At 65.4% G+C, this 26,719-nt stretch carries 26 protein-coding genes and 1 tRNA gene; 12 read left to right on the forward strand and 15 right to left on the reverse strand.

Features of this window, described 5'->3' with window-relative positions; all coding sequences use genetic code 11:
* Window positions 1-191 precede the first annotated feature (191 nt).
* From AC1ECK_RS17265 to cobC, 6 genes are read left to right on the forward strand one after another with little or no spacing between them, the layout of a single operon-like run.
* The gene (locus tag AC1ECK_RS17265) at window positions 192-524 is read left to right on the forward strand and encodes a hypothetical protein (protein ID WP_480321178.1); all 333 of its coding nucleotides are present in this window, start codon (window positions 192-194) and stop codon (window positions 522-524) included.
* A gap of 30 nt (window positions 525-554) precedes the next feature.
* Complete coding sequence (locus AC1ECK_RS17270; RefSeq protein ID WP_480321179.1) at window positions 555-1,595, forward strand: FecCD family ABC transporter permease; 1,041 nt, start codon at window positions 555-557, stop codon at window positions 1,593-1,595.
* Window positions 1,592-2,443, forward strand: a complete 852-nt coding sequence (locus AC1ECK_RS17275; RefSeq protein ID WP_480321180.1) for an ABC transporter ATP-binding protein — start codon at window positions 1,592-1,594, stop codon at window positions 2,441-2,443. The genes AC1ECK_RS17270 and AC1ECK_RS17275 overlap by 4 nt, the downstream gene beginning before the upstream one ends.
* 36 nt (window positions 2,444-2,479) lie before the next feature.
* Window positions 2,480-3,532: a nicotinate-nucleotide--dimethylbenzimidazole phosphoribosyltransferase gene (gene cobT / locus AC1ECK_RS17280; protein ID WP_480321181.1), complete on the forward strand. Its 1,053-nt coding sequence runs from the start codon at window positions 2,480-2,482 to the stop codon at window positions 3,530-3,532.
* 24 nt (window positions 3,533-3,556) lie between these two features.
* Window positions 3,557-4,315, forward strand: a complete 759-nt coding sequence (locus tag AC1ECK_RS17285; RefSeq protein ID WP_480321182.1) for an adenosylcobinamide-GDP ribazoletransferase — start codon at window positions 3,557-3,559, stop codon at window positions 4,313-4,315.
* Complete coding sequence (cobC, locus tag AC1ECK_RS17290; RefSeq protein WP_480321183.1) at window positions 4,300-4,890, forward strand: alpha-ribazole phosphatase; 591 nt, start codon at window positions 4,300-4,302, stop codon at window positions 4,888-4,890. The genes AC1ECK_RS17285 and cobC overlap by 16 nt, the downstream gene beginning before the upstream one ends.
* A gap of 110 nt (window positions 4,891-5,000) precedes the next feature.
* On the opposite strand, the gene AC1ECK_RS17295 is transcribed toward cobC, so the two are convergent.
* The 4 genes from AC1ECK_RS17295 to cobU all read right to left on the reverse strand — a co-directional run bounded on the left by AC1ECK_RS17295 (window position 5,001) and on the right by cobU (window position 8,556).
* Window positions 5,001-5,993: a cobalamin-binding protein gene (locus tag AC1ECK_RS17295; protein ID WP_480321184.1), complete on the reverse strand. Its 993-nt coding sequence runs from the start codon at window positions 5,991-5,993 to the stop codon at window positions 5,001-5,003.
* A 64-nt stretch (window positions 5,994-6,057) separates the two neighbouring features.
* Window positions 6,058-7,077: a threonine-phosphate decarboxylase CobD gene (cobD, locus tag AC1ECK_RS17300; RefSeq protein ID WP_480321185.1), complete on the reverse strand. Its 1,020-nt coding sequence runs from the start codon at window positions 7,075-7,077 to the stop codon at window positions 6,058-6,060.
* A complete protein-coding gene (cbiB, locus tag AC1ECK_RS17305) occupies window positions 7,070-8,008 on the reverse strand; it encodes an adenosylcobinamide-phosphate synthase CbiB (protein ID WP_480321186.1) in 939 nt (312 codons plus the stop codon). Before cbiB ends, cobD begins: the two co-directional genes overlap by 8 nt.
* On the reverse strand, window positions 8,008-8,556 hold the full coding sequence (cobU, locus tag AC1ECK_RS17310; protein ID WP_480321187.1) for a bifunctional adenosylcobinamide kinase/adenosylcobinamide-phosphate guanylyltransferase: 549 nt from the start codon (window positions 8,554-8,556) through the stop codon (window positions 8,008-8,010). The genes cbiB and cobU overlap by 1 nt, the downstream gene beginning before the upstream one ends.
* Window positions 8,557-8,627: 71 nt before the next feature.
* On the opposite strand from cobU, the gene AC1ECK_RS17315 reads away from it, so the two are divergent.
* From AC1ECK_RS17315 to AC1ECK_RS17325, 3 genes are all read left to right on the forward strand, one after another.
* Entirely contained in the window at window positions 8,628-10,169 is a 1,542-nt protein-coding gene (locus tag AC1ECK_RS17315) for a cobyric acid synthase (protein WP_480321188.1), read from the forward strand.
* A 154-nt stretch (window positions 10,170-10,323) separates the two neighbouring features.
* Window positions 10,324-10,740, forward strand: coding sequence for a DoxX family protein (locus tag AC1ECK_RS17320; protein ID WP_480321189.1), 417 nt, complete (start codon window positions 10,324-10,326; stop codon window positions 10,738-10,740).
* Window positions 10,729-10,829: transfer RNA gene (locus AC1ECK_RS17325), tRNA-Ile, on the forward strand. The genes AC1ECK_RS17320 and AC1ECK_RS17325 overlap by 12 nt, the downstream gene beginning before the upstream one ends.
* Window positions 10,830-10,986: 157 nt before the next feature.
* Here AC1ECK_RS17325 and AC1ECK_RS17330 read toward each other — a convergent pair.
* The 6 genes from AC1ECK_RS17330 to AC1ECK_RS17355 form a co-directional block, all read right to left on the reverse strand.
* Window positions 10,987-11,358 carry a DUF1493 family protein gene (locus AC1ECK_RS17330; RefSeq protein WP_480321190.1) on the reverse strand — a complete coding sequence of 124 codons (372 nt, stop codon included), beginning with the start codon at window positions 11,356-11,358 and terminating at the stop codon, window positions 10,987-10,989.
* On the reverse strand, window positions 11,355-11,789 hold the full coding sequence (locus tag AC1ECK_RS17335; RefSeq protein ID WP_480321191.1) for an STM2901 family protein: 435 nt from the start codon (window positions 11,787-11,789) through the stop codon (window positions 11,355-11,357). The genes AC1ECK_RS17330 and AC1ECK_RS17335 overlap by 4 nt, the downstream gene beginning before the upstream one ends.
* Window positions 11,790-11,833: 44 nt before the next feature.
* Window positions 11,834-12,106, reverse strand: a complete 273-nt coding sequence (locus AC1ECK_RS17340; protein ID WP_480321192.1) for a hypothetical protein — start codon at window positions 12,104-12,106, stop codon at window positions 11,834-11,836.
* Between the two features lie 469 nt (window positions 12,107-12,575).
* Complete coding sequence (locus tag AC1ECK_RS17345) at window positions 12,576-13,028, reverse strand: hypothetical protein (protein ID WP_480321193.1); 453 nt, start codon at window positions 13,026-13,028, stop codon at window positions 12,576-12,578.
* A complete protein-coding gene (locus AC1ECK_RS17350) occupies window positions 13,015-13,593 on the reverse strand; it encodes a nucleotidyltransferase domain-containing protein (protein WP_480321194.1) in 579 nt (192 codons plus the stop codon). The genes AC1ECK_RS17345 and AC1ECK_RS17350 overlap by 14 nt, the downstream gene beginning before the upstream one ends.
* A gap of 174 nt (window positions 13,594-13,767) precedes the next feature.
* Entirely contained in the window at window positions 13,768-14,187 is a 420-nt protein-coding gene (locus tag AC1ECK_RS17355) for a PaaI family thioesterase (protein ID WP_480321195.1), read from the reverse strand.
* Window positions 14,188-14,354: 167 nt separating this feature from the next.
* Between AC1ECK_RS17355 and AC1ECK_RS17360 the strand changes: the two genes are divergently transcribed.
* Window positions 14,355-14,990 carry a nucleotide-binding protein gene (locus AC1ECK_RS17360; RefSeq protein WP_480321196.1) on the forward strand — a complete coding sequence of 212 codons (636 nt, stop codon included), beginning with the start codon at window positions 14,355-14,357 and terminating at the stop codon, window positions 14,988-14,990.
* A gap of 100 nt (window positions 14,991-15,090) precedes the next feature.
* Here AC1ECK_RS17360 and panD read toward each other — a convergent pair whose 3' ends face one another.
* From panD to AC1ECK_RS17380, 4 genes are all read right to left on the reverse strand, one after another.
* The gene (gene panD, locus AC1ECK_RS17365) at window positions 15,091-15,477 is read right to left on the reverse strand and encodes an aspartate 1-decarboxylase (RefSeq protein ID WP_480321197.1); all 387 of its coding nucleotides are present in this window, start codon (window positions 15,475-15,477) and stop codon (window positions 15,091-15,093) included.
* Between the two features lie 59 nt (window positions 15,478-15,536).
* The gene (gene panC, locus AC1ECK_RS17370; protein ID WP_480321198.1) at window positions 15,537-16,370 is read right to left on the reverse strand and encodes a pantoate--beta-alanine ligase; all 834 of its coding nucleotides are present in this window, start codon (window positions 16,368-16,370) and stop codon (window positions 15,537-15,539) included.
* Between the two features lie 186 nt (window positions 16,371-16,556).
* On the reverse strand, window positions 16,557-17,429 hold the full coding sequence (locus AC1ECK_RS17375; RefSeq protein WP_480321199.1) for a segregation and condensation protein A: 873 nt from the start codon (window positions 17,427-17,429) through the stop codon (window positions 16,557-16,559).
* A 2-nt stretch (window positions 17,430-17,431) separates the two neighbouring features.
* Window positions 17,432-17,617, reverse strand: a complete 186-nt coding sequence (locus AC1ECK_RS17380; protein ID WP_090686922.1) for a DUF3460 family protein — start codon at window positions 17,615-17,617, stop codon at window positions 17,432-17,434.
* Between the two features lie 405 nt (window positions 17,618-18,022).
* Between AC1ECK_RS17380 and AC1ECK_RS17385 the strand changes: the two genes are divergently transcribed.
* Both AC1ECK_RS17385 and AC1ECK_RS17390 read left to right on the forward strand, forming a co-directional pair.
* Window positions 18,023-19,804, forward strand: a complete 1,782-nt coding sequence (locus tag AC1ECK_RS17385; RefSeq protein WP_480321314.1) for an autotransporter assembly complex protein TamA — start codon at window positions 18,023-18,025, stop codon at window positions 19,802-19,804.
* 38 nt (window positions 19,805-19,842) lie between these two features.
* Window positions 19,843-24,171, forward strand: coding sequence for a translocation/assembly module TamB domain-containing protein (locus AC1ECK_RS17390; RefSeq protein ID WP_480321200.1), 4,329 nt, complete (start codon window positions 19,843-19,845; stop codon window positions 24,169-24,171).
* Between the two features lie 90 nt (window positions 24,172-24,261).
* Here AC1ECK_RS17390 and metG read toward each other — a convergent pair whose 3' ends face one another.
* The gene (gene metG / locus AC1ECK_RS17395; protein ID WP_480321201.1) at window positions 24,262-26,424 is read right to left on the reverse strand and encodes a methionine--tRNA ligase; all 2,163 of its coding nucleotides are present in this window, start codon (window positions 26,422-26,424) and stop codon (window positions 24,262-24,264) included.
* Between the last annotated feature and the right edge of the window lie 295 nt (window positions 26,425-26,719).

The following is a 26,719-nucleotide window of genomic DNA, read 5'->3' on the forward strand; positions in this document are numbered from 1 at the left end:
TCTGCGAGCGTACGGAAACTGGCGTGCTTGACCTTTCTTGACGTGTTTTTTCGCCGCTCCTAAACTTGCGGCACTTTGGCGCCGGCACGTGTTTTTCCCATCTCGTGTGCGGTTAAGCGGGAAACAGGCGCGAGATCCGCCAGGGCCAGGCTGGGTTGTGCTGCCGCGCAGCGTCAAGCGAGCACGTCGTCATGCGGGCCGGCCTGGACATGCGGCTCAAATGCGAACCCGCGAGTGTGCCACTGCGCGAGACGCGTGGGAAGACGGGGCGTGCGTCGCTGCAACGCAAACCGTATGCCGGTTTCGCCAGAACGAACAGTTACTATCTGGGCAACGGCCTGAATCTCCCCGAACGTTGGAAAGTCACCACCCGCTATGCGGACTCGTTGCGCGCGCTCCCACGTCACGAACTCGTCGTAGGTCCCCGCGAAAATCCAGAATCTGCTGAACACTATGAGTTGTCCTACACCTACAACCTGCCGCCTCGCGGCGCCGGCCTCACGCTGGCCGGGCAGCGGCAATGACGCCAGGCCTGCTGCGCTGAGGCTGCCCGGATGAACCGCCTGTCCGTGCGTCGTCTGCCGCTCATGCACGCGAGGCGCGCCGCGGCGATCTGGTGTGTGCTCGCCGTGCTGGCGCTCGTGGTGCTGATGGCGTCGCTGGCGCTCGGCAGCGTGCCGCTTGCGCCGGCCCGCGTGCTGGCCGCGCTGCTGCCGCTGCCCGCGCACGGCAGCGCAGCCGACCTTGCCGGCGAGATCGTGCGTTCGCTGCGCTTGCCGCGCGCGTTGGCCGGTTTTGCTTGCGGTGCGTTGCTGGCGGTGGCCGGCGCGCTGCTGCAGGTGCTGCTGCGCAATCCGCTGGCCGAGCCCTATGTGCTGGGCGTCTCCGGTGGCGCAGCGAGCTTCGCGCTGTTCGCGATGATGGCCGGTTGCGCATGGTGGCTCGTCGATGCGAGCGCGTTCGCCGGTGCGTTCGTGTCGATCCTGCTGGTCCTCGGTCTGGCGCGCCGCGAGTTGTGGCGCGGCGAGCCGCAGGACACCTCGCCGCGTTTGCTGCTCACGGGTGCGGTGATTGCGGCAGGCTGGGGCGCGCTGATCACCTTGCTGTTGACCCTCGCACCGGATAATCGCTTGCGCGGCATGTTGTTCTGGCTCACCGGCGATCTGAACGGCGGCGGCTTGCCGTGGCTTGCGCTCGCCGCGCTGGTGGCCGTGCTGGCGGCGATTTTGCCCGCCGCGCCACAGCTCAACGTGCTGCTGCGCGGCGATGCCGCAGCGCAGGCGCTGGGCGTCTCCGTGACGCATCTGCGTTTGCGTGTCTATCTGGCCGCCTCGCTGGCGGCCGCGGCGGCCGTGACGACCGGCGGGACGATCGGCTTTGTGGGCCTGGTGGTGCCGCATACCTTGCGGCTCGCGTTTGGCAACGATCAGCGTATGTTGTTGCCGGCCGCTGCGCTCGGCGGCGGCGTGGCGGTGATGGGCGCGGACCTCGTCGCCCGCACGGTGGTTGCGCCCGCGCAATTGCCGGTTGGCGTGATCACGGCTTTGACCGGCGTGCCGCTGTTCCTGTGGATGCTGTTGCGCAGGTCTCGATGACGACACGCCCGCTACCCGGGTCCAACCAGACCCCACCCGCCACACTCAGCGCGCAACACCTGACGCTGCGTGCCGGCGCACGCACGCTGCTCGATCGCTTCACGCACACGTTCTATCCGGGAGAAGTCTGGTGTATCGCGGGGCCGAACGGTGCGGGCAAGACCACCTTGATTTCCGCGCTGGCCGGTTTGTTGCCGCCCGCAGCGGGCCACGTCGAACTGGATGGCGTGCGCGTGGCCGACTGGCCTGCCGCATCGCTTGCGCAACGCCGCGCGCTGATGCCGCAAAGCGCACACGACGCCTTCAGCGCGAGCGTGCTCGATATCGTGCTGCTGAACCGTTTTCCGCATCTCACAGGATGGGGCTGGGAGCGCCCGGCCGATCGTGCCGCTGCACATGCCGCGCTCGACCTGCTCGGCCTGAGCGCGTTTGCCACGCGTGATGTGCTGTCGCTCTCGGGCGGCGAGCGGCAGCGCGTCGCGCTTGCCGCCGCGCTGTGCCAGGAAGCGCCGCTGCTGCTGCTCGATGAACCGCTCGCGCATCTCGACCTGCATCATCAGGTCGACTGCCTCGAGGCGTTGATTGGTTGGGCAGCCGAGCCGAAGCGTACAGTACTGTTTTCGTGCCACGACCTGAACCTCGCACGACGCTTTGCAACGCATGCGCTGCTGCTCGACGGCTCCGGTTCGGCGTTCGCGGGCCCGGTGCGCGAGGTGTTGACGCCGGCGCTGGCGAGCCGCGCCTTCGGCTATCCGCTGATCCTGCTGCAGGATGGCGGCCACGAGGCGCTGATCCCTGCGCCACGGCCTTACGCTGTGCAGGGCGGGGCGGCAGGACCGTCTTCATGAAGCACGTTGCAGATTTTCTCTCTTACTCGAATGCCTATGACTTCGTCACTCGCTTTGCCCGTCGTCGAACCACTCGATCAGACGCTGCGCAACACCCTGCAACATCTGATCGATACGAAAACCAAGCCGCCCGGCAGCCTCGGGAGGCTCGAAACGCTGGCGCGGCAGATGGGCCTGATCCAGCGAACCACGCATCCCACGGTACAGCGTCCGGCCATGATTGTGTTCGCGGGCGACCACGGCATTGCTGAAGAAGGCGTGAGTCCGTATCCGCAGGCCGTGACCGCGCAGATGGTGGAGAATTTTCTGGCAGGCGGGGCGGCTATCAATGCACTGAGCCGCGTCGCCGACATGACGCTCGAAGTGGTCAACGCGGGCATTGCGACGCCGTTGCCGGCTACCGGGGGGCTCGTCGATATTCCGGTTGCGGCGGGCACGCGCAATTTCGCCCATGAACCTGCGATGACGCGCGACCAGGCGCTCGCTGCGATGCGCGCCGGGGCGGAGCGCGTGCGTCGCCACGCGGCGCTCGGCACCAACGTGATCGGCTTTGGCGAAATGGGCATTGCCAATACGTCTGCGGCTGCTTGCCTTATGAGCCGCTTGTGCGGCGTGCCGATCGACGAATGCGTCGGACGCGGCACGGGCCTCGACAACGCCGGGCTCGCGAAGAAACGCAATGTGCTGGCCTCGGCGCTGGCGCATCACGCGCCGAGCGCCGATCCGCTGGTTGCGCTTGCAACCTTCGGCGGCTTCGAAATCGCCATGATGGCAGGCGCCTATCTCGCCGCGGCCGAAGCGCGCATGACGATCCTCGTCGATGGCTTTATCGCTACCTCCGCGCTGCTGGTGGCCGATGCGTTGGCGCCCAACGTGCGCGAATACTGTGTGTTCGCGCACGCCTCGAACGAAGCCGGGCATCGCCGCATGCTCGATCATTTCGGCGCCATGCCGCTGCTCGCGCTCGACATGCGTCTTGGCGAAGGCACCGGGGCTGCGCTGGCGGTGCCCTTGCTGCGCGCTGCGGTGGCGTTCCTCAACGAGATGGCCAGCTTCGAATCGGCCGGAGTTGCGGATCGCGATGCTTAAGCGGCTCACGGGCGTCGCACGCCGATGAATCCGCTCATGGAGTTGCGCTACTTCTTCACGGCGCTCGGCTATTTCACGCGCGTGCCGGTGCCGCGCTGGGTCGGCTATGAGCCGCACTATCTGAACGCGGCCGCGCGCTACTTTCCGCTGGTCGGCGTGCTGGTGGGGGGGCTCGCTGCGCTTGTGTATCTGGCGGCCTTGCATGTGTTCGTGCCGGGCGTGGCGGTGCTGTTGTCGATGGCCGCGACCCTGCTCGTCACCGGTGCGTTTCATGAGGACGGTCTGGCGGATTGCTGCGATGCGTTCGGTGGCGCCTATACGCGCGAGGACGTGCTGCGCATCATGCAGGATTCGCGCATCGGCGCGTTCGGCGCGATTGCGCTGGTTATCGCCTTGGCCCTGAAGTGGCAGACGCTTGCGGTCCTGCCGCCGTTGCGCGCGGCAGGTCTGATGATTGCGGCGCATGCTGCGAGCCGCACCGGTGCGATCAGCTATCTGGCGACGCTCGATTACGTGCGCGCCGAAGGCAAGGCGAAACCGGTCGCGCAACGCCTGAGCGGCGCGGCGTTCGCGCCGGCGGCGCTGTTCGGACTGCCGGCGCTGTTCTGGCCGGACTGGCGTTTCGGCTGTGCGGCGCTCATGCTGCTAGTGGTGCTGCGCTTCGCCATCGGCCGCTATTTCGTCAGACGCATCGGCGGCTATACCGGCGATTGCCTGGGCTTCGCGCAACAGATCTTCGAACTGGCTATCTATCTGTTGGGGCTTGCATGGATCTCGTTCTGATTCGCCATCCGGCGGTCGCGGTCGAAGCGGGCGTCTGTTACGGGCACAGCGATGTCGCGCTCGCCGCGGACCCCGCGGAGTCGGCGGCGGCGCTGGCGATGCGCCTCGCTACCTTGCAGGTGCCGCCGCCGCGCGTGCTGCTGGCGAGTCCGCTGCTGCGCTGTGCCTCGGTCGCCGCGGCGCTGGCGGGAAGCTTCGGTTGCGCTCACAGTCTTGACGACCGTCTGAAGGAAATGGACTTCGGCGCGTGGGAGCAGCAGCGCTGGGATGAGATCGATCGCGCATTGCTCGATGAGTGGGCTGCGAATTTCGACTCCGCCCGCGCGCATGGCGGCGAGAGTGTCGCGCAGTTTGTCGCGCGGGTGCAGGCGTGGCTCGATGCGTTTGCTCAAACGCGTGAATGTTCGCCGGCGTATGTCGTGACGCATGCCGGTGTGATACGGGCGATCGCCGCGCTGGTGCTCGGCGTGCCGGTGGCGCGCTCGACCCAATGGTCGCTCGAGATGGCCGGTGTGGTGTGGCTGCGGCGTGACGATGAGCAGCAACTCTGGTCGCTGGTGCGGTGGAATGCCTGAGCGGCTCGCGCTACCGGTTGAGCTTCACTGCGCTTGAGACGAGCGCGCCGCTCGATGTTTACTGAGCGCCCCCAAAACCTGCCGCTTACGCGTCAGGCCCCCCGAGGGGGTCAATCCCCCAGGGGGACTTCCTGCGGGGCGGGAAACTTGGGGCGGCCCGGCGTTTCCTTGAGAGTACCGGTTGGTCTGCGCGAGCGCGCCACCTCCAGATCCTCGCACAACTGCGCGGCGCCTTGCGCAATTCGCGGTGCGGGACGGTCGATCAGATCGCCGTCGATGGCGAACAGGTTGTTGCGCGCCACGGCCGTAAGGCTTGGCCAGGCACGCCATGCGTCGAGTTTCGCCAGCGGCGCATCGGGTCGGGTGGCGCCCGCCGATGCCGTTACGATCGCTTCCGGGTTGGCCGCAAGTACCGCCTCCGTCGAGACCGTCGGCACCAGCGGTTCGAGTGTCGCAAACACGTTGCGGCCGCCGCATAGCGAGATCACGTCGCTGACCATATGCGTGCCGTTGAGCGTCATCAGCGGTTGATCCCATACCTGATAGAACACGCTGACAGGTGGCCGGCTCGCGTAGCGTGCGCGCAGCCGTGCGATGTCTTCGCGGTATGCGCTCGCTGCGGCATCCGCGGTGTCCGACGTGCCGAGCAGGGTGCCCAGGCGCGTCAGGGTGAGCGCGACGTCATCCAGTTGGTGCGGCTCGCTGAAGAAGAGCGGGATGTGCAACTCGCGCAGGCGTTCGAGTTGCGACTGCGCATTGCCGTGCCGCCAGACCACGATCAGATCGGGTTTGAGCGCGACGATGCGTTCGAGGTCGAGCGCCTTGTTGTCGCCGACGCGCGGCACCTGCTTCGCTGCCGGCGGGTAGTCGCTGTACGACACCGCACCCACCAGCTTTGCACCGCCGCCCGCTGCGTAGATCAGCTCGGTCACGTGCGGCGCAAGGCTGATCACGCGTTGGGCCGGCGCGGCGAGCGAGACGGTGGCGCCGGTGTCGTCGGTTGCGCTGACCGTGGCCTGTGCTGTCGACGCGAAAGCGCAGGCCACGAGCGTGACGCAGACAAGCGAGGCCAAAGACGAGGCGAAGCGTGAGGGGCGAGTCATGTGGCTGGATGGCGCTGGGCGGCGAGTGAGCGATGGATGGCGAATGATGCTTGGGGCGATGGCTTCAGCCTGAGCGTGCAGCATCGACAGCACTCACGCTTTCGCGCAGGGCTTGCTCGAATCGCTGCCATTCCTGCTCGGAGCCCGGCAGTCCGAAACGCACGCTTGCGGAGGCGGCAAACAAACGCGTCCAGATGCCGTGCAATGCCAGTTGATGATGCAACGCGGCGGCGCGCGGATCGTCGGTCCATGCGAAGAGCGGTGTGCTGCGTGTCGAAAAACGTTGCGTTCGCAACAGCCCGGTCAGGCGCGTGCTTTCTGCTCCAAGTTGCGCGCGCATCTGATTTTGCCACGCCAGATCCTTGAAGGCTGCGCTCACTGCGTGCCGGGCGGGACCGCTGACGGTCCACGCGCCGAGTCTTTCGCGCAAGCGGCTGAGCAGCGCGGGCTCGCCCAGCACGAAGCCTGCGCGCACACCGGCGAGGCCGAAGAACTTGCCCGGCGAACGCAGCACGACGAGGCCAGGCCGGTCGGCGTAGCCGGCCAGCGATGCCACAGGCAGCGCATCGGCAAACGCTTCGTCGACCACCAGCGTGCCGCCGCGTGCCAGCAGTTGCGCGTGCCATTGCAGGAGTTTCTCTGCGCTCAGGTGATCGGCCGTCGGGTTGTTCGGATTGACCACGACGGCGTGCGTGAGCTCGTCGGGCAGTACCTCGCAAGTGACGTCGAGCGGCGCGATCCGATGACCGGCCTGCTCGAACGCAGGCGCATATTCGCTATAGGTGAGCGGGGCGATGGCGACCGTCGCGCGCGGCAATAGCGAAGGCAGCAGGCGGATGGCTGCCTGGCTGCCCGCGACCGGCAGTACATGCTGCGTAGCGGGTGCGCCGTAGTAGTCTGCGGCGCAGGCGGCAAAACCGTCGCCCTCATCGGGCAGGCGGCGCCAGGCGTCGGCCGGCACCGGCGGCACCGGATAACCGTGCGGATTGATGCCGGTCGAGAGGTCGAGCCACTGCGGGTACGCAATGCCGTAGCGCTGCGCCGCTTCATGCAGGTTGCCGCCGTGGACGATGGGATTAACCATGGAACGGGACGCTTAACAAGGCCAGCACGATCAGCGCCGCGAGCCACAGGAACACCGTGCGCTCGACCAGTTGCAGCGCCGCGACGATATGCGCGGTGTTGGCGGGCTGTCCGGCGCCGAGCGTGGGACGCGCTTCGAGCGCGCCGTGATACACCGCCGCTCCGCCGAGCAGCACATTCAGGCTGCCGGCGCCGGATGCCATGACCGGTCCTGCATTGGGGCTGTCCCAGCGCGACGCCTGCTCGCGCCAGCAGCGCAACGCGGTGCGCGTATCGCCGAGCAACGCGTAGCTCGCCGCCGTCAGGCGCGCGGGAATCCAGTTGAGCACATCGTCGATGCGCGCGGCGGCCCAGCCGAAGCGCAGATAACGCGGCGTGCGATAACCCCACATGGCATCGAGCGTATTGGCGAGGCGAAACGCCAGCGCTCCCGGACCGCCGGCTACGGCGAACCAGAACAGCGCGCCGAAGATCGCATCGTTGCCGTTTTCCAGCGCCGACTCGACGGCGGCGCGCGAGAGCGCGGCCTCGTCGGCATGGGCCGTTTCGCGCGAGACGATGCGCGCGGTCAAGAGACGCGCCTCGGCGAGATTGCGTTGCGCGAGCGCGCGAGCGATCGGCGCAATGTGATCGTCGAGGCTGCGCGCGCCGAGCGCGAACCACAGCAGCAGGACATGCACCGCGCAGGCCGCGAGGAACGGCAGCACGGCGACGAGCCACGCAGCGATCAACACCGGCGGCAGCACGGCGAGCGCCCAGGCGGCGATACCGAACAGCCGTCCGCGTTGCCCGGTGTTCAGGCGTGCTTCGATCCGCACGGCGAGCTTGCCGAAGCCGACCAGCGGATGGGCCGCGCGCGGTTCGCCGAGCCAGCGGTCGAGAGCGACGCCGGCGGTCGCGAGAGTTGCGATCAGGGGCAAGGACAGCGTCACTAGCGGCTCGCAGGCTTGAGCGCGAGCGGCAGACCCGCGACCATCATCGTCACCTGGGTGCTCAATGCGGCGATGCGCTGATTGAGACGCCCGAGTTCGTCGACGTACAGGCGCGTCGCCGCGCCGAGCGGCACGACGCCCAGGCCGATCTCGTTGCTGACGACGATGATCTTGCCTTGCGCCGAGCCGAGCGCGCCCTCGAACGCGGCGAAGCGTGCGGGATAGTCGTCGCTGGGTGCGGCGCCGTCCGTCGGACATAGCAGGTTGGCGAGCCACAGCGTCAGGCAGTCGATCAGGATGCAGTGGCCGGGCGCGTCGGCTTGCGCGACGGCGCTGGCGAGGTCCACCGAGGCTTCGAGCAACTGCCAGTGCGCGGGCCGTCGCGCGCGATGGTGGGCGATACGGGCGGCGAATTCCTCGTCGCCCGCGCGCTGCGCGGTGGCGATATAGGTGACGGGCCGCGCGCTGCCGCTCGCGAGCTGTTCGGCATGCACGCTCTTGCCTGAGCGCGCGCCGCCGAGAACGAAGGTGAGGTCACGGGGAATCATCGCGTGATTGTACCGGGGCGATGGGATAATGCCGGCTTCCATCAACTGGTTGGGCCTTCTGTTTCGAGACGATGGTAAAGACTTCAAACCTGCCCGACGGCGTGCGCGTGCCCGAGACGATGCGCGTACCGCGCGGCACGCTGATGATCCAGGGGACGACCTCCGATGCCGGCAAGAGCACGCTCGTGGCCGGGCTGTGCCGCCTCGCGCGGCGCGCCGGCGTGCGGGTCGCGCCGTTCAAGCCGCAGAACATGGCGCTCAACAGCGCGGTGACCGTCGACGGCGGCGAGATCGGCCGCGCCCAGGCCTTGCAGGCGGTGGCGGCGGGCATCGCCGCGCACACCGATCTGAACCCGGTGCTGCTCAAGCCGACCAGCGACCGCGGCGCCCAGGTGATCATCCACGGCAAGGCGCGCATGAATCTCGACGCGCGCGCCTATCACGACTACAAGCCGGTGGCCTTCGAAGCCGTGCTGGCGTCGTACGCGCGGCTGCGGGCCGGCTACGACACGATCTTCGTGGAAGGGGCGGGCAGTCCCGCGGAGATCAACCTGCGCGAGCGCGATATTGCCAACATGGGCTTTGCGGAGGCGGTCGACTGCCCGGTCGTGCTGGTCGCGGATATCGATCGCGGCGGCGTATTCGCGCATCTGACCGGGACGCTGGCGTGCCTGTCGGCGAGCGAGCAGGCACGCGTGCGCGGTTTCATCATCAACCGGTTTCGCGGCGATATCGGCCTGCTCAAGCCGGGACTCGACTGGCTCGAAGCGAGGACCGGCAAGCCGGTGCTCGGCGTGGTGCCGTACCTGCACGGCCTCACGCTCGATGCCGAAGACATGTTGCCGCGTGAGCTGCGGGCCGCGCAGGCAGCCGGGGCCGAAGCGCGCACGGCCTTGCGCGTGGTGGTGCCGGTGCTGCCGCATATCAGCAACCACACCGATTTCGACGCGCTGCGTGCCCATCCGCAGGTCGATTTTCATTACGTGCGCAGCGGTACGACGCCGCCCGCCGCCGACCTGATCGTCCTGCCGGGCTCGAAGAACGTGCAGGGCGATCTGGCGTTTCTGCGCGCGCAAGGCTGGGATAAGGTGCTGCAACGTCATCTGCGCTACGGCGGCAAGGTGATCGGCATTTGCGGCGGCATGCAGATGCTCGGGCGAGAAGTGGCCGATCCGCATGGCGTCGAAGGGGCGCCGGGCAGCGTCGCGGGGCTTGGCTGGCTCGATTACTCGACCATCTTGACGCGCGAGAAGACCCTCAAGAACGTGACGGGTTGTCTCGCGCTACCGGGGGCGGCGAACGTGGCCGGCTATGAGATTCACATGGGCGAGACTGAAGGTCCGGCTCTGGCTGCGCCGGCGTTGCGACTGGCCACGCCGGAGGGCGGCGAGCGGCCCGACGGCGCGCTTTCACCCGATGGGCAAATTTTTGCCACCTACGTGCACAGCCTGTTCGACACCCCGGCGGCTTGTGCTGCGCTGCTGGAGTGGGCGGGTTTGAGCGATGCGCAGACGATCGACTATCCGGCGCTGCGTGAAGCTTCACTGGAGCGGCTGGCCGATACCTTGGCTGAGCATCTCGATCTGGAGAAGCTGTTTGCGGCGATCGGTTGATCCGTGAGGAAGCTGGCCGGGGCGGCGATCGATTAATTCCTAACAGGAAATAATCTAAGCCTGAATAGCGGTTTTTCCGACCCTATGGTTCGAATACAGTCCGGTCTATTGACGACGCGCGGGCGTCGTCTCATTCAACTGACAAGGACTCTTGATGAACTCGAACCGTTCGGCCGATCTCGCCGCCACGCTCCTGCGCGTTGCGCTAGGCGTCTTGTATCTCGCGCACAGTCTGCAGAAGATTTTCGTTTTCACGCTGCCGGGCACGGCGCATTTCTTCGAATCGCTGGGTTTGCCAGGTTGGCTCGGTTATCTCACGGCTTTTGTCGAACTGGCCGGTGGGATCGCGCTGCTGCTCGGCGTGCAGGTCCGCTGGGTCGCGCTGGTGCTGCTGCCGTTCATGCTGGGGGCGATGTCGGCTCACCTGCATAACGGCTGGGGCTTCGCTTCGCCGAACGGCGGCTGGGAATATCCGGCTTTCTGGGCGGTGACGCTGGTGGTGCAGTCGCTGCTCGGCGGCGGTGTGGGTGCGTTGAGCGGGGCGAAGGCGCCGCGGGCGGTGGCGGCTTGAGAGAAGCGGGTAACTAACGCTTGATGGAAAGAATCCCCGGCGGACTCATAATCCGTCGGTCGAGTATTAGAATCACTCGCGCCCCACCAATAAATTCAATCACTTAGCCCGGTCATTGCGACCGGGCTTTTTGCTTGTGCGCCCAGCATGGACATACTCTTGTGGGTGCAAGTCTGTAGCGTCGCGCACGATTTGGCATCGTTTAGCCCCGGGTTTGCCACCTCTCACCGGCACGCCTCTCGCGCCTTAATTGTCCCGGCTCACTATCGACTCGATCCCTACGGTGTCCCATCCTCCGCGTCGCATCGCTTCAGCCAGCATCCCTAATGTCAGCGGGACCAGAGCCGACCGGCTAAACCGCTTTGAGAACAGTCCCAAGAACGACGAAAGTAGATCTTGGCCTTCCGGCCCGAAGTAACGCCTGTACGGAAAATCCTGCGCTTGCACGTGGAACGTTTCCGCCCACTTGTCGATGAATTCGACTGCGTCGAGTCCCGTCAGGCCCAGATCCTCCTCTAGACGAGACGCGGGCTGCAGATTCAGTCGTCCGCCCAGTAGCGGGCGACCGAGTTCAGCACGCGCAAACGCTTCGAGACGCTCCCAAGTGTCGTCTTTCATTGGAGTACCTGATCAGCCGGTTTCACCATGCGGTTATACGCCACTACCGTATTGCGCATGATCTGGATCGCATCTATCGCCAAAAAGACCTCACCAACAACCGGAATGGCTCGGCCCACGAATGCACCCAGGTTGCGCGTGAAAGCGATGCGGACTCCCTTGAGTCCGACCTTCGTAATAGTCGGCAGACGCACGGCCACCTTGAAAGGTAGCAGCTTGCGAGCGGTGAGTGACGCGACGGACGTGCCTTCGGTTGCCCTTGCGACCTTGCCTGCGACGGGGATATCGGCTTGACCAAGCAACACGGCGGCGGCAGCTCCCAAGTCATCTAGCCCTAGCTGCTTCCGGGTTTCGTCCAGCGCTACATAAGCGAATAGGTCGGCAGGTTTGAGGTTTCGATGTATGCCGTAGCTGTATCGGTTACCGCTCATTGTTATCTCCAATAATAGGCCAGACGTCGCGTCATGAAAGTCAATCAGTACTGCGACTTGCGCAGCAACCGCCAGATCAGATAGCCGGTAACATGTAGCGCGAACACATTGGAAAAACCGACGATCAGGTAGTAGTAGTCGGTTAGCAGTTCGACATCGTCATCGTGCGTCATCCCGGCGACCTTGGTAACGGCTAATCCCACCCACTCCGGATAGTCGGGGAAATAGTCGAGGCGGCGGCTCCAGATCATGATGTACAGAAATGTGGCCACGATCAGCCACAGAACCCACAGGCACACCTTCGCGACTGACCTCATTAATAGGCACCGACCGGAATGGGGCCGGAGTCTGCCACACAGGCGTATGCACGCTTATTGACGTGATGACGTAACCCAGAAAATGCCGGAAAGGCCCGGAATCCCATCTTGAATTCGCTCATCGGCTTGTCATTCAAATGGAATGAGCATTCCAGCATGTCTTCTCCTTGTTTAACGTGTTGGAGGGCTCATGCTGACGAGGCGCCATGTTCGTGTCCATGGGATTTCGCCCATTTTGCCAGCTCGTGGCTGGTCAGGCCGTCGCATATGTCGAAGACCTGTCATTCGAAAGGGGGATACCAACACGAGACCCGAGGGAGGATTGCACAGGATTGCAAAATTTTGACGCGCGTCAATGATGTTCGGCGTTTTGGAGGCGGCCCTGCCAATGCACAGCGCTTTCATACGGGCGACGGCTGAAAGGCTTCGGGACACGGCCAACCGATAGAACAGGTTGCCCGCTGCTGTGTTACTTCAACAACTGCGCTTGTTCTCGTTGTACCCATGCGCTGGTTGCTTCGAGATACTTGCGTGCCGTGTCGATGGCGTCTGTCACGTCGCGCTCGCTGGCTGAGAAGAATCCTTGGTATTTCCGATTGCGCCACTCTCGCAGCGCATCCGCCTCGTCGACCAGCGTACTGGGCAGCTTCATCACAGCCGCAGCGGCCTCTAGTGCGACCGCGTGATGTCCGGGGCGCGAGGTAACACGTACGGCCTGACTCGTCAGGACAGCAAGGGCGCAGAAAAATACAGCGTCGTACGCAGCGTCCATACGGGTGCTCTCGCTGTTGGGTTGACGGTTCGCGTCCTCGTACTTGCGGACGGCCTCCTTGAGCCATCCTTGGAACTGTGCCTTGTTGACCGTTTTCTGCCTTTCGAGAGGCGTGTTCGGCGTATCCAGCCAATGATCAAGTTCCGGCATCCAGATCTCCTATCAACGAGATGCGCGGTTGAGCCATCACCTCAGCAGCGAACCCGTCGCCCTGCGCAAGCAATTGCCTGAACTGCTCGGGCGGGAACACGGACGCATTGAAGTCCTTGCCGTACTTGCGGGCCAGCGGCTTGAGCCGCGCGTTGGTTTTGAGTTCCGACACATCACCGAGGACAAGAACGTCGATGTCGCTGCCGGCTTTTTCCCCATGGCGGGCGAACGAACCAAAGATAACGGCCGAACGCACACCGTCTATCTCGGCAAGGACATCGCGCAGATCCGCCACGAGATCGCTGCTTTGCCGGAACAGCGTGACCAGCGGAGCCAGCGCGGGATCGGGGGATGCCTGAAAATTCGTAGCGGTGACAACGCCTCGCCTGACGAGACCCGCTTCTTCCCAGCGTTTCAGCCAGCGGTGCGTGTTGCCGCGGTCGGTGTGAGCGGCTGCTGCGAGCTCGCGCGAACTGAACTCCTGGTCCGCGTGCTCGAACAGTTGTCGGAGTGCCTTGAGCCGCTCCGTTCCGCCGAACAACTCGGCAAACATTTTTTCGTTCATCTGGGCAAACCTCCAGATCGGTGTCTAACTAACCGGATCCTGTAGAGAAACGATAGCTGCTGTTTATTGTACAGCGAGTGCTGTGTAATAAACAGCAGGATCTCTGGCAGAACCGGGTTGCTGTGCTTTACACAGCAATCGCTGTGCAATCGACAGCGCTTCCCTCCCCAACCCTCACACCAGCACCATCTGCGTACACCGGAACAGCGCGATCGTCTTGCCGTTCGGGTCGAACACCGTGGCGTCCCATACCTGCGTCGTCCGCCCCAGATGCACGCCTTTCGCGACCGCGCGGATCGTGCCTTCGACGCAGGTGCCGAGGAAGTTGCTCTTCAGTTCGATCGTGGTGAAACTGCGCGCCGTTTCCGGCAGATGCGCCAGACACGCGTAGCCGCACGCCGTATCGGCCAGCCCAATCACGCTCGCCGCATGCAGAAAGCCGTTAGGCGCGAGCAACTCGCCCCGCACGGTCATTTCCGCCGTCAGCGAGCCCTGTTCCAGCGCGCTCACCCGCACTCCCAGCCAGTCGGGCAGGGTGCCCCGCTGACGCTCCTGAAGGCTCTCGATCGTGCAATTCGCGCGCAGCTTGCTCATGGTATTTCGTTCCTTTTTGTAAGAATGCCGTCCTAAATCGCCCTTCGGGGCTTCGACCCGGCTGGATTTGTCGATATTATCAACGGCTGGATCGACGCAGTCGACGCAACCTCAGACTAGACGCGGCAAACCGGCTGGCGGCGCCAGCCATCTTCCCGGGAGTATTCATGACGGTAATCGTGGTGGCCAATCCGAAGGGCGGCGTGGGTAAGAGCACGCTATCGACCAATCTGGCCGGCTATTTCGCGGCGGCAGGCGAGTGGGTCGCACTGGCGGATCTGGACAAGCAGCATTCGGCCCACGCGTGGCTCGAACTGCGGCCCGCCACGCTGCCGCCGATTGAAGTCTGGGAAATCGATCAGGAAGCGCCCGCGAAGCCGCCCAAGGGGCTGGAGCACGCTGTAATCGATACGCCGGCGGGTTTGCACGGCAACCGGCTCGGTATTGCACTGGATCTGGCGGACAAGGTGATCGTGCCGCTTCAGCCGTCGCTGTTCGATATTCTCGCTACCCAGGAGTTTCTCGAGCGGCTTGCCAAAGAAAAGGCAGTGCGCAAGGGGACGATCGAAATCGGCGTGGTGGGCATGCGGGTCGATGCCCGCACGCGCTCGGCCGAGCAACTGCACCGCTTTGTCGAGGGCTTGCAGCTGCCCGTGCTGGGCTTTCTGCGCGATACGCAGAACTACGTGCAGCTAGCGGCGCATGGCCTGACGCTGTGGGATGTGGCGAAGAGCCGGGTCGAAAAGGATCTGGAACAGTGGCAGCCCATCGTCGATTGGCTCGAGCGTAAGCCGAAGGCTTGAGCGGGCCGGCGGCAGCGGCGGGCGCTGCCCCTGACCCTCACGTGCAGCGGCGCTTGGCCCCGCTGCAGGCGCACCGCAGGTCTGGCCGGCGCGCCGTGCTTCAGGTCCAGCTCTGGGTGGGCACGTGGTCGCGGCTGCCCTTGATCTTGTTGTTGTCGTCGACGAACACCAGGTCCGGCTTCCAGCCGGCTTTCAGTTCCGTCTCTTCCACCATCGCAAACGTCGCGATGATCACCAGGTCGCCCAGTTGCGCGCGCCGCGCCGCCGAGCCGTTCAGCGAGATCATGCCGCTGCCGCGCTCACCCTTGATCGCGTAGGTCGAGAAACGCTCGCCGTTGTTGATGTTCCAGATGTCGATGCGTTCGTTCTCGACGATATTCGCGGCTTCCAGCAGATCCTCGTCGATTGCGCACGAGCCTTCGTAGTGCAGCTCGCAGTGCGTGACGGCGACGCGATGAATCTTCGATTTCAGCATGTGGCGTTGCATGACCGTTCCCTATGAGCCCTTTGCGGGTGTTTGGGCGCGCGCCTGATCGATCAGGCGCGTCAGATTTCGAGGTTGTCGATCAGGCGCGTGGCGCCCAGCTTGGCCGCGGCGAGCACCACCAGCGGCGCTTCGGTGTCCTGCGCGGTGGGCGGCAGGAGGTTCGAGCGCTTGCGCACGGCGATGTAGTCGGGCTGCCAGCCGCGGGCGGCGAGCGCGGCCATCGCCTCGCGCTCGATGGCCGCGAAATCGCGGTTGCCGGCCAGCACCGCGTCGCGCACCCGGTTCAACTCGGCTGCGAGCTTCGGCGCTTCGGCGCGCTCGGCCGCCTGCAGATAGCGATTGCGCGAGCTGAGCGCAAGGCCGTCGGTGTCGCGCACGGTTTCAGCGGCGATGATTTCTGTCGGCAGCGCGAACTGCTGGCACATCTGGCGCACGATCATCAACTGCTGGTAATCCTTCTTGCCGAACACCGCGACGCGCGGCTGCACGCACGACATCAGCTTCATCACCACGGTACACACGCCCTGGAAAAATCCCGGGCGGAACTCGCCCTCGAGAATGTCGCCCAGATCGTGCGGCGGATGCACGCGGTATTCCTGCGGCTCCGGGTACAGGTCGCGCTCGGTCGGCGCGAACAGCACGTAGACGTTCTCTTTTTGCAGCTTCTCGATATCGGCTTCGAGCGTGCGCGGATATTTGTCGAAATCCTCATTCGGCCCGAATTGCAGCCGGTTGACGAAAATGCTCGCCACCACCGGGTCGCCGTGCTGGCGCGCGAGGCGCATCAATGACAGATGGCCCTCGTGCAGATTGCCCATCGTCGGGACGAACGCAGTGCGGTTTTGGCCGCGCAACTGGTCGCGCAATTCGTGGATCGAGCTGATGACTTTCATGATCGGACGGTGTTTTCCTCGCGCGGCGCAGGGCCTCGCAGGCACGGAAATGGTGCATCTCGCTCCATTTGGCCTGTCAGGCTCCCGTTCCGGTGATGACTGGTTCGGAGCGCGGGATTGTAGTGGATTTGTGACGCGGGCGCACCGAAACGAGGCGTGCCTCTAGAGTGCGCTCAAGCCGGCCGCTCAGGCTGGCAAATAGGCGAGCCGCACGTAGATCGGTGCGAACGGTTCGGCCTGGGTGATCTCGATCAGCGATTCGCGCGACAGCTCCAGCATCGCAATGAAGTTCACCACCACGACCGGCACGCCGCGCGAGACGTCGAACAGCTCACTGAACTCCATGAAGCGCGCGTTCTGCAAGCGGCGCAGGATCACACTCATATGCTCGCGCACCGACAGCTCTTCACGCGAAATCCGGTGGTGCTGCACGAGCTTGGCGCGCTTGATCACGTCCGCCCAGGCGGCGCGCAGGTCTTCGCTGTTCACGTCCGGGAAACGCGGCGTGATGCTTTGCTCGATATAGACGTCGGCGCGCAGGAAGTCGCGGCCCAGTTGCGGCAAGTGGTCGATGCGCTGCGCGGCGAGCTTCATCTGCTCGTATTCGAGCAGGCGCCGCACGAGTTCGGCACGCGGGTCTTCAGCCTCTTCGCCGGTGTCCGCCTTCTTGACCGGCAGCAGCATGCGCGACTTGATCTCGATCAGCATGGCCGCCATCAGCAGATATTCGGAGGCGAGTTCGAGATTGGTGTGCCGCAACTGCTCGACATAGCCGAGGTACTGGGCGGTGACATCCGCCATGGGGATGTCGAGCACGTTGAAGTTCTGCTTGCGGATCAGGTACAGCAGCAGATCCAGCGGGCCTTCGAACGTTTCGAGGAAGACTTCGAGCGCGTCCGGCGGGATGTACAGGTCGGTCGGCAGCTTGAAGAGCGGCTCGCCGTACAGGCGCGCGAAAGCGATACCGTCGACGGTATCCGGCGTCGAATCGGTCGCGGGCGCGGCGAGCGCAGCGTCGGGCTGCGCCTTGGCGGCGCGGGCCTCGTCGGCGGTGCTCACGCTTAGAAGTTCTGGTAGTACTGGTAGGCGGTCTGTTGCACGCGCGAGGCTTGCTGCTCGGCGCGCTCTTCGAGATCGATCGGCTGCTTGTCCCACAGCAGCGAACGGCCACGGCGCTGCTCCGCCTCGAGGTTGGGCTTCTGTTGCTTCAGCTGATTCAGGAACTGCGTGATGTCCGATTGATACATGGCTCAACGTCCGTGATAGAGAAGTGGCGGCGGCCGCGGAGGCTGTCGCGCGTGTCGAGCGCAATTTTACCGCAAGCGTTGCCCGCGGGCGAAAAACGCGCGGAACATCGGCGCGCCGCTCGACTCCAAGGCGTGCTCGCCGCCAAGTGATGGCTGAAGGGCAGGTTCCGGACTAAGTGGCCAGTCACCGGCAAGTCCGCGCCGGCGCAGGCGCGCAGGGCGTCAGTGGAGCCCCGGGCGTCAATTTCGAGATCGTCGCGGGGCGGCTTCGATGTGGTCAAATAGCGAGCTTGCCGGCCCCTGCAGCGGCTGGCAAGCCGAATCATTCATCAACAACGGCCGCGGAGGTCCTGTTTGGCGGGTTGTGCGATCGAACCGTCGCGTGTGCGGCATGGCAAACCGGGGGTGCGGCAGGGGCGGCTTGCGCGCAGCGCGCCTGGTGCGGCGCGGCTGCTACGTGCATGGCTCGCGTTCGGCCTCGTCTGGCTGGCGTTTGCCGGGGGGCAAGCGCGCGCGGCCTACAAGGTCGATATCGAGGCCGCGCCGCGCGCCGTGCGCAAGCTCCTCGAGGAGCACCTCGACATCGCGCGCTTCGCCAAGCGCGACGATATCAGCGACGACCAGTTCGGCTTTCTCGTCACCGCCACCCCGCAGCAGGTGCGCGACCTGACCGCCACGGCGGGCTATTTCTCGCCGGTCGTGCGCACCGACGTACGCACCGTCGACGGCAAGAAACGCGTCACCGTGAGCGTCGATCCCGGCCCGCAAACCACTATTTCGACCATTGACCTGTCGTTCAAGGGGCCGGTGCTGACCGAAGATCCGGGGCAGCAAAACGCCACCCGCTTCGCCTTTTCGCTGCATCAAGGCGACCCGTTCTCGCAAGGAGGTTGGGACGACGCCAAGAACGCCGCGCTCAAGGCGCTGCAGGCGCGCCGCTACGTGGCCGCGAAGATCGCTCGTGCCGAGGCGCGCATCGATCCGCGCACCCACGAGGCGAAGCTCTCGGTCACGTTCGATAGCGGGCCGACCTTCACGATGGGCAAGCTCGAAGTGTCCGGCACCCGGCGCTATCCCGAGCAGATCGTCGACAACGTGAACCCGATTTCGGTCGGCGCGATCTACGACGTGCAGCGCGTCGCCGAATTGCAGCGCCAGTTGCAGAACACGCCGTACTACGCGAGCGTCGCCATCGACGTCGCCAACGACCCGGCCAAGCCTGTCGAGACGCCCGTGCGGGTGAAGGTCAGCGAGTATCCGTACAACAGCATCCGCGGCGGGGTGGGTTATGCGACCGACACCGGTCCGCAGTTGCAGGGCAAGTACACGTATCTGGACACCTTCGGCGCGGCCTGGCCGTTCTCGGTGGGCGGGCGGATCGACCAGATCGAGCAGTTCGGCCAGATCCAGCTCTCGATGCCGCCGTGGCGGCGCGCCTGGACCAACAGCGTGCTGGCGTCCTATACGACCACCGACGTGTCGGACACGCGCATCTACAGTATCCGCTCGGGGGTGCAGACCACCCGCACCTCGCAGTATCTCGACTACGGGTATTCGCTCCTCTACTACCAGGACCGGCTCGACCAGAATGCCGTCGGGCCGAGCACCAGCCGCGCGCTGGTGCCCGCCTGGTCGTGGACCCGCCGCAATACCGACGACCCGCTGTTCCCGCGCTCCGGCAACCTGGTGCACGTCGAGGCGGGCTTCGCGGTCAAGGGCGTGGCCACGGATCAGACCTTCGGCCGCGCCTACGCGCGCGGCCAGCAGTACCTTCCAATCGGCAAGGAAGATCTGCTGCTGTTCCGCGCCGAACTGGGCGGCGTATTCACGGCGGGCAGTTCGAGCGGCATCCCGGCCTCGCTGCTGTTCCGCGCGGGCGGTTCGAACTCGGTGCGCGGTTACAGCTACCAGAGCATCGGTAACAGCGTCGACGGTTCGGTGTTGCCGACCAAGTACCTGATGACCGGCACGACCGAATACCAGCACTGGTTCAACCACGACTGGGGCGGCGCGGTGTTCTTCGATATCGGCACCGCCACCGACACGTGGCACGAGAAAGTGTTTTACCCGGGCGTGGGCTTCGGCGCGCGCTGGCGCAGCCCGGTCGGCCCGGTGAACGTCGACCTCGCGTACGGGATTCGCAACAGGAGCGTGCGGCCTTACCTGACGCTGGGCATCGCCTTCTGATCTTTTGACTTGACTGGTTTGATTCGCATGGTTCGCGTATGACGACGGATGCTTCCGCCAACCCGCCTTCGCAGACGCCCGCTGACGCTACGCCGGGTGGCCCTGACACGCCTCCTCCCGCGCGCCGCGGGCGGCGGCTGTGGAAGGCGCTGGCGTGGGCCATGGGCGTTCCGGTGCTGCTCGTCGCCCTCGCGGCCGGGCTGCTGTACGGCGCGGTGGCGACCGAGCGCGGCACGGCCTACGCGTGGCAGGGCGCCGTCAAGCTGCTGGGCGGCCGGCTCTCCGGCAAGCTGGAAGGCGGCGCGCTGGCGACCGGCGTGCGCCTGCGCCAGCTCGAATGGCGCAGTTTCGACGGCAGCGGCACCGACATCAAGATCGATACGATTGACGGACGCTGGGCGCTGACGAACCGGCCGTGGCGTTTTGCGATCGACTACCTGCATATCGGCGTGATCGACGCGCGCATCGGCACGTCAGGGGCGGCAAGCAGCGCTCCGGTGAGCCTGCCGCAGGATCTGCGCCTGCCGATGCAACTGGAGGTGCGCGATCTGCAGGTCGGCACGCTGCTGCTGCATGAAGGCGCATCGACCACGGAGTTTTCGCACTTCCTGTTCCACGGCCGCAGCGATGGGGTGCATCACGAGGCCGCGATCGAGCGTCTCGACACGCCGTTCGGCGCGCTGACGGCTGCGGCCCGGCTCGACGGCGTGCAGCCGTTTGCGCTGACCGGTGACGTGGGCTATGCCGGCAAGGTCAACGAGGAGCCGGTGCAAGTGGGCGGCCATTTGAGCGGCACGCTCGAAACGCTGGTCGCCGAGCTCGATGCGAGCGGCATGAAGCTTGCCGGTCACGCGCGCATCGAGGCGACGCCGTTTGCGGATGTGCCGCTGCAACGCGCCACGTTGTCGTTCGATCATGTGAATCCGCAGGCGTTTGCGCCGGGGGCGCCGCTCGCCGATCTGGCGGTGCGGGCGGAGTTGCAGCCGGTGGTGGGTGGGGCTGCGCCGGAGGTTGGGGCGCCGGGCGCTGCGAGTGCAGGTGGTGTAGCCGGAGCCTCTGGCGCTGGCGCAGCTAATCGTGCGAGTGGCTCCGCTGCTGCGGCTAGTGGCGCGATCTCGATGACGGCTAGCGCCACGGCACCTGGCACCACAGCAGCTAGCAGCACGGCGGCAGCCGCTCGCGGCGCGTTGCCGGCCACCCATGACGCCGCCTCCGCTGCCGCAAAACCCACTAGTGGCTTCGCCGTCGCAGGTCAGGTGTCGATCGTCAACGCCAGGCCCGGCGCGATCGACGAGAACCTGCTGCCGCTCATCGACGCACACGCCGACGTCCGGCTCGATGCCCACGCGCAGAGCATCTCGAACCTGAACCTGCGGCTCGTCAAGAACGCCACGGTGACGGGCGCGGGCTCGCTGTCCGGCAAGCACGGCCAGCTCGATCTGCAGGTGGCCGGGCTCGACCTGAACGCGCTGCAAGCGAGCGTGCGGCCCACGCAGCTCGCCGGGCCCATCGGAATTCGCCTGAACGACGACGTGCAGAGCATCACGCTTGATCTGGCCGATCCGAAAGCGGCCCTGCGCGCGCAGGGCAAGGTGATCTTCGACCCGGCGCGCATGAGCTTCAACGACGTGAAGATCACCTCGGGCCGCGGCCGCATCGACCTGTCCGGCGCGATCAAGCACGACGCGAATTCCACCTACAACCTCAAGGCGCAACTAACTGATTTCGATCCGCTCGGACTCACCTCGCAGATGCCCTCGCGGGTTGCCGCCGGCGCGCCGGGAAGCGCAGCTAAAAACGCTGCGGCGAATGCCAAGGCCCATGTCGCGGCCAAGGCGGCCGCGCAACGGGCAGCCCCCGCCACCACCGCCGCGCCCAAGATCGAAGCGCGTGTGAACGGCACGCTGAACGCGACCGGCGTACTTGGCCCGACCTTCACGACCAAGGCCGATTTCAAGCTCGGCGAAAGCGTCTACGACGGCTTGCCGTTGACGGGCGGCGGCACGATCCAACTGGCCGGCTCGCGGATTCTGCCGAGCCGGGCGAATCTCTCGGTGGCGGGCAACCAGGTCGATCTGCAGGGCAGCTTCGGCGCTCCGGGCGACCGGCTGCGCTTTCGCGTCGACGCGCCGGAACTCGAGCGGCTCGGCTTCGGGCTGGCGGGCGCGATGGCGGCCGATGGCGACGTGACCGGATCGTTCGCGCACCCGAACGTCGTGCTGAACTACAAGGCCGATAGCGTCGTATTCGGCGCGAACCGCCTCGGCCATGCGGAAGGGCACGCCGAGCTGCGCGACGGCGCCAACGGCGCGATGGTCTTCACGACCGACGCCCGCGACCTGAGCGCCGCAGGCGTCGAACTGGCGACGCTGAGCGCGCGCCTGAACGGCACGCGCGCCAAGCATACGTTCGAAGCGCAGGCTACCGGCAAGGTTTATCAGCGTCCGCTCGACGTCACGCTCGCGGCCAACGGACACCTCGCCGACACCCGCGAAGGCACACGCTGGGACGGCACGCTCACGCAATTGCAGAATCGCGGCACGCCCGCGCTCAATCTCGAAACGCCGCTCACCGTGAGCGCCGCGCCGAACCACCTCACGCTTGGCGCCACGCGGCTTACCCTCGAAGGCGCCGTGCTCGACCTGAAGTCGTTCGCACTGGATCACGGGCGCATCCAGTCGACCGGATCGCTGACCGATATTTCGCTCTCGCGCCTGTTCGCGCTGCGTCAGGAGATCACCGGCGAGCCGCCTCCGGTCAAGACCGATCTGGTGTTCGACGGCGACTGGGATTTCGCGCTCGGCAACACGGCGAGCGGCCACATCCAGCTCAAGCGCCGCGGCGGCGACGTGACGGTTGAGATCGGCAACGGCGGTGCGTCGCTCGGCATTACGGACCTGGCGGCGCGCGCCGACTTCAGCGCCGGCAACCGTCTGAACGCCACGGTGCGTGCGCAGGCGAGCCGGATCGGTGTGCTCGAGGCCGATGCCCACACCGCGCTGGCGATGACCGACGGCGTGCTCGGCGTCAGCGACGAGGCGCCGCTCACCGGCAATGTGAACGCCAACGTGCCGTCGCTGAAAACGACGGGCGGCCTGTTCGGCCCCAGCTATGTGCTTGACGGACACCTCGCGCTGAAACTTGAGTTGGGCGGCACGGTCGCGAGGCCGAACCTGTCGGGCTCGCTACTGGGCGACGGCCTGTCCGCCACCATGGTCGACCAGGGCGTGCAGTTGAAGGACGGCGTGATCCATATCGCGCTGTCGCAGAATCTGGTCGACTTCCAGCAGGTCGAATTCCACGGCGGCAACGGCACGCTGCGCGCCACCGGCCGGGTGCGCCTCGACAGCGCGGAGCCCGATCTGACGGCGAGCATCGTGGCCGACAAGCTCGAACTGTTCGCTTCGCCGGACCGCAAGCTGTCGCTGTCCGGCAGCGCCACCGTGGCCAACGGCGGACACCTCGGCGGGATGGATATCAACGGCAAGTTCACGGTCGATCACGCGCTCTTCGACATGCCGGAACAGGCCGCGCCGAAGCTCGGCGACGACGTGGTGATCGTGCGCCCCGACGGCACCGTCCCAGGCGAGACGGTGCCGGGCGTGCCGGCCAGCGACAAGCCGGTGGGCCGCTTCGCGCCGCACGCCAGCATCGACATCAATCTCGGCAAGGATTTCCGTTTCCGCGGCCAGGGCGCGGACCTTGGGCTGACCGGCACGGTGACCGCCTTGAGCGCGCCGGAAATGCCGCTGCGCGCGGTCGGCAATGTGCGCGTGACCGAAGGTTCGACCTATACGGCATTCGGTCGCAAGCTCGGCATCGAAAACGGTTTCTTCACCTTCAACGGACCGGTGGCGAATCCGGGCATCAACATTCTCGCGATGCGCCGCAACCAGCAGGTCGAGGCCGGCGTGCAGGTGACCGGCACGGTGGATGCACCGGTCGCCAAGCTCGTCTCGGAGCCGAATGTGGCGGACAACGAGAAACTCTCCTGGCTGCTGTTCGGTCATGGCACCGATCAGGGCAATAACCTTGGACAGCAAAGCACCATGACGACCGCCCTCGCGTTGCTCGGCAATGCGGGCGGCAAGCGGATTGCCCAGACCTTCGGTCTCGATGAATTCTCGATCGGCACCAGCGATGTCGGGCTGACCGATCCGCAAGTGGTGATGGTGTCGAAGGCGCTGAGCCAGTGGCTGGTGCTCGGTTACGAGCAGGGGCTGCAGTCGGCGAGCAATGCCTTCAAGGCCACGGTCAACCTGACGCGCTACTGGTCGGTGGTCGCTTACGGCGGCACCTTCCAGGGGGGGGCGCTGCTGTACACACGGCGCTTCGACCGGTGGCCGTGGAGTCGGACGCGGGAGTAGCGGAAGAACTAGCCCCATTGCACCAATAAGCAAAAAGCACGTCGACGACGTGCTTTTTGCATTTCCGGTGACGCGGCGAACGCGGCGGCTTTACTTGACTCGCATGCCCGGCTTCGCGCCGCTGTGCGGTTCGAGGACGTAGAGGCCCGGTTCGGCCTTCTCGTCGCTTGCCGATGCCGCCAGTACCATCCCTTCGGACAGGCCGAACTTCATCTTGCGCGGCGCGAGGTTGGCCACCATCACCGTCAGCTTGCCGATCAGTTGCTCCGGCTGATAGGCCGACTTGATGCCGGAGAAGACGTTACGGGTCTTTTCCTCGCCGACGTCGAGCGTCAGTTGCAACAGCTTGTCCGAGCCGTCTACCGCGCGACAGTCGACGATCCTGGCGATGCGCAGGTCGATCTTGGCGAAGTCGTTGATCGAGATGATGCCGGACGCGTCGTCATCGTCTCCAGCGCCGGCTTTCGCTGCCGGAGCCGCCGCCTTTGCCTTGGCGCTGGTTTTCGCCGCGGCGGGCGCAGCCGCTTCAGTCGCTTGCAGCGAAGCTTGCAGCGAATCGCGGTTGGCCGCCAGCAGCGCTTCGATCTGCTTCGGATCGACGCGCGTCATCAGATGCTTGTACGCGTTGATCGGACGCTCCGGACTCAGCGGTGCAGTGGCGTCGGCCCACTTGAGCGGCTCGATGCCGAGGAACGCTTCGACGGCTTCGGCGAGCTTCGGCAGCACCGGCTTGAGCGCGAGCGACAGCAGGCGGAACGCTTCGATGCTGACGCTGCAGGTTTCATGCAGCGCGACTGTATTGGCCGGGTCTTTCGCCTGATCCCACGGCTTGGCAGTGTCGACATAGGCGTTGACCGCGTCGGCCAGTTCCATGGTCTGGCGCAGCGCGCGGTTGTACTCGCGCGCCTCGTAGTTGGCGGCGATCTGCGGGATCGCCGCGCGCAGCGTGCCGAGCAGCGAATGGTGCATCGCGGTGTCCTGGATGCGGCCGTCGAAACGCTTGATCAGGAAGCCCGCCGCGCGGCTCGCGATATTCACGTACTTGCCGACCAGATCGCTGTTCACGCGCGCCTGGAAGTCATCGAGGCTCAGGTCGAGGTCCTCCATCGTGCTGTTCAGCTTGGCGGCGAAGTAATAGCGCAGCCATTCCGGATTGAGACCCGTGTCGATCACGCTTTGCGCGGTGATGAAGGTGCCGCGCGATTTCGACATCTTCGCGCCGTCCACCGTCAGGAAGCCGTGCGCGAACACGTTGGTCGGCGTGCGATGGCCCGAGAACTCGAGCATCGCCGGCCAGAACAGCGTGTGGAAGTACAGGATGTCTTTGCCGATGAAGTGGTACTGCTCAGCCGTCGAGCCTTTGCTGACCCACGCGTTGAAATCGATACCGCGCTTTTCGGCGAGGTTCTTGAAGCTCGCGTAGTAGCCGACCGGCGCATCGAGCCACACGTAGAAGTACTTGCCGGGCGCGCCGGGAATCTCGAAGCCGAAGTACGGTGCGTCGCGCGAAATGTCCCAGTCGGCGAGTCTCGACTCGCCGGCGTCGCCGAGCCATTCGCGCATCTTGTTGGTCGCTTCCGGCTGCGCCAGGCCACCCACCCAGCCGCGCAGGAAATTCTCGCAGCGCGGGTCGGACAGGCGGAAGAAATAGTGCGTCGAGGTCTTGCGGATCGGCGTGGCGCCGGACACGACCGAATACGGATTGAGCAATTCCGTCGGTTGGTAAGTCGCGCCGCACACTTCGCAGTTGTCGCCGTACTGGTCTTTCGCGCCGCACTTCGGACACTCGCCCTTGATGAAGCGGTCCGGCAGGAACATTTCCTTGACCGGGTCGTACGCCTGTTCGATATCGCGCGCCTCGATCAGGCCCGCTTCCTTGAGCGCCGTGTAGACGGATTCGCTCAGCACGCGGTTCTCTTCCGAGTCGGTTGAATAATAATTGTCGAAGGAAATGCCGAAGCTGTCGAAATCGCGCTTGTGTTCTTGCCAGACGCGGTCGATCAACTGCTTCGGCGTGATGCCTTCCTTTTCCGCCCGCAGCATGATCGGCGTGCCGTGCGTGTCGTCGGCGCCGACGTAGTAGACCTCGTGCCCGTGCATTCGCAGTGTCCGGACCCAGATGTCCGTCTGGATATATTCGACCAGATGGCCAATATGGATTTGCCCGTTCGCATACGGAAGGGCCGACGTGACGAGAATCTGGCGACGGCCGGACGGCGCGCCTGCGGGGAGACCGGTTGCGGGTGCTGACATAGGGAGTGTGAGGACTTGCGGAAAGACGAAACTACGATTCTAGCAGGGCGGCGGGGGAGCGGCCGTGGCGGCGCTGGCTTTGGTGCGCGGAGCCGGCACCAAAAAAAACCGGGGCTATGGGCCCCGGAGCAACAACGACAAGAGGAGAATGGTGCCGCGGCGGCAAAGCCAACCACGTACCGTAAAGAGAGACAGCGGATTTTCCCGAGAGTTCGAAATTTTTTTCGAGCCGGCTACGGGGTGCTTCCGCCGCCCTTCAGACGGGGGAAGTCGCGGCGCCGTGACTTCCTGCTCG

This window comes from Paraburkholderia sp. SSBN10T, from assembly GCF_056619545.1.

What these genes read in the sequence shown, in the direction of transcription:
- AC1ECK_RS17355 (WP_480321195.1), bottom strand. Translation starts at nt 14,187, where the DNA reads ATGAGCAAGCTGCGCGCGAATTGCACGATCGAGAGCCTTCAGGAGCGT.
- AC1ECK_RS17340 (WP_480321192.1), bottom strand. Translation starts at nt 12,106, where the DNA reads ATGAGGTCAGTCGCGAAGGTGTGCCTGTGGGTTCTGTGGCTGATCGTG.
- AC1ECK_RS17320 (WP_480321189.1), top strand. Translation starts at nt 10,324, where the DNA reads ATGAACTCGAACCGTTCGGCCGATCTCGCCGCCACGCTCCTGCGCGTT.
- AC1ECK_RS17270 (WP_480321179.1), top strand. Translation starts at nt 555, where the DNA reads ATGAACCGCCTGTCCGTGCGTCGTCTGCCGCTCATGCACGCGAGGCGC.
- AC1ECK_RS17335 (WP_480321191.1), bottom strand. Translation starts at nt 11,789, where the DNA reads ATGAGCGGTAACCGATACAGCTACGGCATACATCGAAACCTCAAACCT.
- cobD (WP_480321185.1), bottom strand. Translation starts at nt 7,077, where the DNA reads ATGGTTAATCCCATCGTCCACGGCGGCAACCTGCATGAAGCGGCGCAG.
- AC1ECK_RS17380 (WP_090686922.1), bottom strand. Translation starts at nt 17,617, where the DNA reads ATGTATCAATCGGACATCACGCAGTTCCTGAATCAGCTGAAGCAACAG.
- AC1ECK_RS17350 (WP_480321194.1), bottom strand. Translation starts at nt 13,593, where the DNA reads ATGAACGAAAAAATGTTTGCCGAGTTGTTCGGCGGAACGGAGCGGCTC.
- panC (WP_480321198.1), bottom strand. Translation starts at nt 16,370, where the DNA reads ATGAAAGTCATCAGCTCGATCCACGAATTGCGCGACCAGTTGCGCGGC.
- cobU (WP_480321187.1), bottom strand. Translation starts at nt 8,556, where the DNA reads ATGATTCCCCGTGACCTCACCTTCGTTCTCGGCGGCGCGCGCTCAGGC.
- metG (WP_480321201.1), bottom strand. Translation starts at nt 26,424, where the DNA reads ATGTCAGCACCCGCAACCGGTCTCCCCGCAGGCGCGCCGTCCGGCCGT.
- cobT (WP_480321181.1), top strand. Translation starts at nt 2,480, where the DNA reads ATGACTTCGTCACTCGCTTTGCCCGTCGTCGAACCACTCGATCAGACG.
- AC1ECK_RS17285 (WP_480321182.1), top strand. Translation starts at nt 3,557, where the DNA reads ATGAATCCGCTCATGGAGTTGCGCTACTTCTTCACGGCGCTCGGCTAT.
- AC1ECK_RS17275 (WP_480321180.1), top strand. Translation starts at nt 1,592, where the DNA reads ATGACGACACGCCCGCTACCCGGGTCCAACCAGACCCCACCCGCCACA.
- AC1ECK_RS17345 (WP_480321193.1), bottom strand. Translation starts at nt 13,028, where the DNA reads ATGCCGGAACTTGATCATTGGCTGGATACGCCGAACACGCCTCTCGAA.
- panD (WP_480321197.1), bottom strand. Translation starts at nt 15,477, where the DNA reads ATGCAACGCCACATGCTGAAATCGAAGATTCATCGCGTCGCCGTCACG.
- AC1ECK_RS17295 (WP_480321184.1), bottom strand. Translation starts at nt 5,993, where the DNA reads ATGACTCGCCCCTCACGCTTCGCCTCGTCTTTGGCCTCGCTTGTCTGC.
- AC1ECK_RS17390 (WP_480321200.1), top strand. Translation starts at nt 19,843, where the DNA reads ATGACGACGGATGCTTCCGCCAACCCGCCTTCGCAGACGCCCGCTGAC.
- AC1ECK_RS17360 (WP_480321196.1), top strand. Translation starts at nt 14,355, where the DNA reads ATGACGGTAATCGTGGTGGCCAATCCGAAGGGCGGCGTGGGTAAGAGC.
- cobC (WP_480321183.1), top strand. Translation starts at nt 4,300, where the DNA reads ATGGATCTCGTTCTGATTCGCCATCCGGCGGTCGCGGTCGAAGCGGGC.
- AC1ECK_RS17265 (WP_480321178.1), top strand. Translation starts at nt 192, where the DNA reads ATGCGGGCCGGCCTGGACATGCGGCTCAAATGCGAACCCGCGAGTGTG.
- AC1ECK_RS17330 (WP_480321190.1), bottom strand. Translation starts at nt 11,358, where the DNA reads ATGAAAGACGACACTTGGGAGCGTCTCGAAGCGTTTGCGCGTGCTGAA.
- AC1ECK_RS17315 (WP_480321188.1), top strand. Translation starts at nt 8,628, where the DNA reads ATGGTAAAGACTTCAAACCTGCCCGACGGCGTGCGCGTGCCCGAGACG.